The sequence below is a fragment of the Streptomyces sp. MB09-02B genome (genome assembly GCF_033794485.1).
In the GTDB taxonomy this organism is placed as follows: Bacteria; Actinomycetota; Actinomycetes; order Streptomycetales; family Streptomycetaceae; genus Streptomyces.
On the sequence record NZ_JARGEE010000737.1, the window covers coordinates 1 to 2407 of the forward strand.

3 protein-coding genes are annotated in these 2407 nt (G+C 72.4%); all 3 read right to left on the reverse strand.

The window, feature by feature from the left end:
• Positions 1-34 precede the first annotated feature (34 nt).
• On the reverse strand, positions 35-652 hold the full coding sequence (locus P1P70_RS43465) for a DsbA family protein (RefSeq protein ID WP_319247865.1): 618 nt from the start codon (positions 650-652) through the stop codon (positions 35-37).
• Between the two features lie 127 nt (positions 653-779).
• Complete coding sequence (locus tag P1P70_RS43470; protein ID WP_319247861.1) at positions 780-1283, reverse strand: MSMEG_6728 family protein; 504 nt, start codon at positions 1281-1283, stop codon at positions 780-782.
• A 31-nt stretch (positions 1284-1314) separates the two neighbouring features.
• On the reverse strand, positions 1315-2407 hold a 1093-nt coding region (locus P1P70_RS43475), incomplete at its 5' end, for a CPBP family intramembrane glutamic endopeptidase (RefSeq protein WP_319247863.1).

A 2407-nucleotide genomic window follows, 5' to 3' on the forward strand; every position in this document is an offset into this window, starting at 1 on the left:
GCCGGGAAGTTGGCGGCAGGGGGAGGGGGAGGGTTCAGCGGATGCCTGCGGCCGCGAGCCGCGCCTCGATCTCGTCGGCGGTGCCGCGTCCGAGCGCCAGCTCGATTGCCTGGTCGCCGTCGACCGCCAGGAAGGTGGGGAACCCGATGACACCCAGTTCGGCGGCGCGGTGGAAGTCGGCCTCCGCCGCCGCCTTCGCCTCGGGCGACTCGAACACGGTGACCACGGCGTCGGCGTCCAGTCCGGCGCCCTCGGCGATCTTCCGGTAGGTGGCCGGGTCGGAGAGGCTGAGGCCGTCGACGTAGAAGACGCGCTGGAGTTCGACGGCCAGGTCGACGGCCCGGTCGGGGGCGGCGGCGCGCAGGGCGGCCAGACCGCGTGCGGCGGCCTCGGAGTCCATCACGAACGAGCCGTCCTCGATGAGCCGCTCGTACGCCTCGCCGAACTCGGCGCCGGTCAGCTCGGCGATCTGGGCGTTGGCGCCCTGGACGTGGCCGAACATGCGGATCGGCATCCGGCGCGAACCGGTGAACAGACCACCGGAGACGGCCTCGACCGGGAGGTCGGGGCGGCGGGCGACGACCTCGCTCAGCGTGCCGGAGAACCCGTGCGACCAGCCGCAGTAGGCATCGAAGACGTAGACCAGCTCCATGGAGATCCTCGGCGAGATCGCGGCGCCCGCCGGTTGCGGACGATTCACCCGAGAGAACAGTAGCTGACACGTCAGATATTTCTGGGGCTCGTGACGCCCCCCACAGCTCCCCGACGACCACCAGCGCCTACGCGACGGCGCCGGGCTTCCTGTCGGAGGGTGGGGGAGCCTCCCGGTCCGAGCTCGGCCAGACGTACGGCAGATCGTCCGGCTCGCCGGGGAAGGACGGGGCGTAGAGGACCGGGTCCTTGCGCAGCAGCGCGGACCGGTGGCTGCGGTGGAAGGCGTCGTCCCCCAGCCAGGGCGGGAGCTCCCCGGCGGCTGCCAGTCGTGCCTGGTCACGAGGGCGCGCGTCGGGACGGACCGCGGCGAAGTCGGCGACCAGGGTGGCCGCGCAGCTGTCCTGATGGCCCTGCTCGCACCACACCTCGCAGACCTCCAGGCCGTACCGGACCAGCGCCTCCTCGTACCCCGCCCACATGCGTACGGCCGGATGCCGACGCCACCCGTACCCCGGCACGATGAGGCCCCGCAGGACCTGCAGTGCCTCGACCCGCTGTTTGCCGAGCCGGCGTTGGTCCAGGACCAGCGCCGAGGCCCGGAAGTCGGGATAGGGCAGGAAGGTCTGCATGCCGTCGCCCCTCACTGCGGATCGGAGACGCTCACGGGGTTCGCTCGGGCGGGGTCGCCGCGCTCGGCACCGAGTACCCGCGTGGTGCGGAGTGAAGACCGTGAGCGTCGTGAAGACCGTGAGCGTCGTGAAGACCGTTAGCGGAGTGAAGACCGTGAGCGGAGTGAAGACCGTGAGCGGGGTGAGGGCCGTGAGCGGGGTGAGGGCCGTGAGCGGGGTGAGGGCCGTGAGCGGAGTGAGGGCTGTGGGTCGTGACGCGTCGGCGGCGGGCCAGGCACAGGACGACGATCGCGTAGAGGACGACCAGCGGGACGTCGACGGCCACCATCAGCCCGTCCATGTCGGCGGCCGTCTCGTCCGTCGTGAGGCCTCCGGCGATCGCGGCCATGAAACCCATGGCGAAGACGTTGTTGAGGACGTGCAGGGCGATCGCCGCTTCGAGGCCACCCGTGCGGAGGGTCAGCAGACCCGCGACGAGACCGAACACCACCAGGTCGAGGAAGCCCCACGGCGTCCCCCAGCCGTGCGCGGCGGCGAAGAGCACCGCCTGCGGTGCGACCGCGACCCACGGTGAGCGGAACCAGGCTCCGACCGCCTGGAACAGCCAGCCACGGAACACGTACTCCTCGGCCGCCGCCTGGAAGGGTACGAGCAGGCAGACGGTCGCGAGGCCGAGCAGGAACGGGGAGAGTCCGGCCCAGGTCATCTCCTGACCGCCGCCCTCGGGGGCGGGCAGGAGCAGGGAGACGCCCAGGATCGCGGCGGACACGGGCAGCGCGACCGCGAGGCAGACCCCCAGCCAGCGCCACCGCAGCGCGCCCGTCACCGACGAGACCGTGCCGATCGGGCGGCGCTGCGTCCATCGCGCGGCCAGCAGCACCACCGGGATGCACAGGGCGAGGGAGAGCAGGACGAGGGCGGTGTCGCCGATTCCGCCCCAGAGGATGTTGCCGTCGGCGTCACGGGGACGGTCGAGGACCGCTCCGGCGATCTCACCGCCGACGAGCACGGCCACGGCGACGAGGACCGCACCGCCGACCACCACACCGGTCCCCAACAGCGACCGCCACCACCCGGGGGCACCGCCCGCCCACGCCATCCGGTGGTACGGGAGGGGCGGGGAG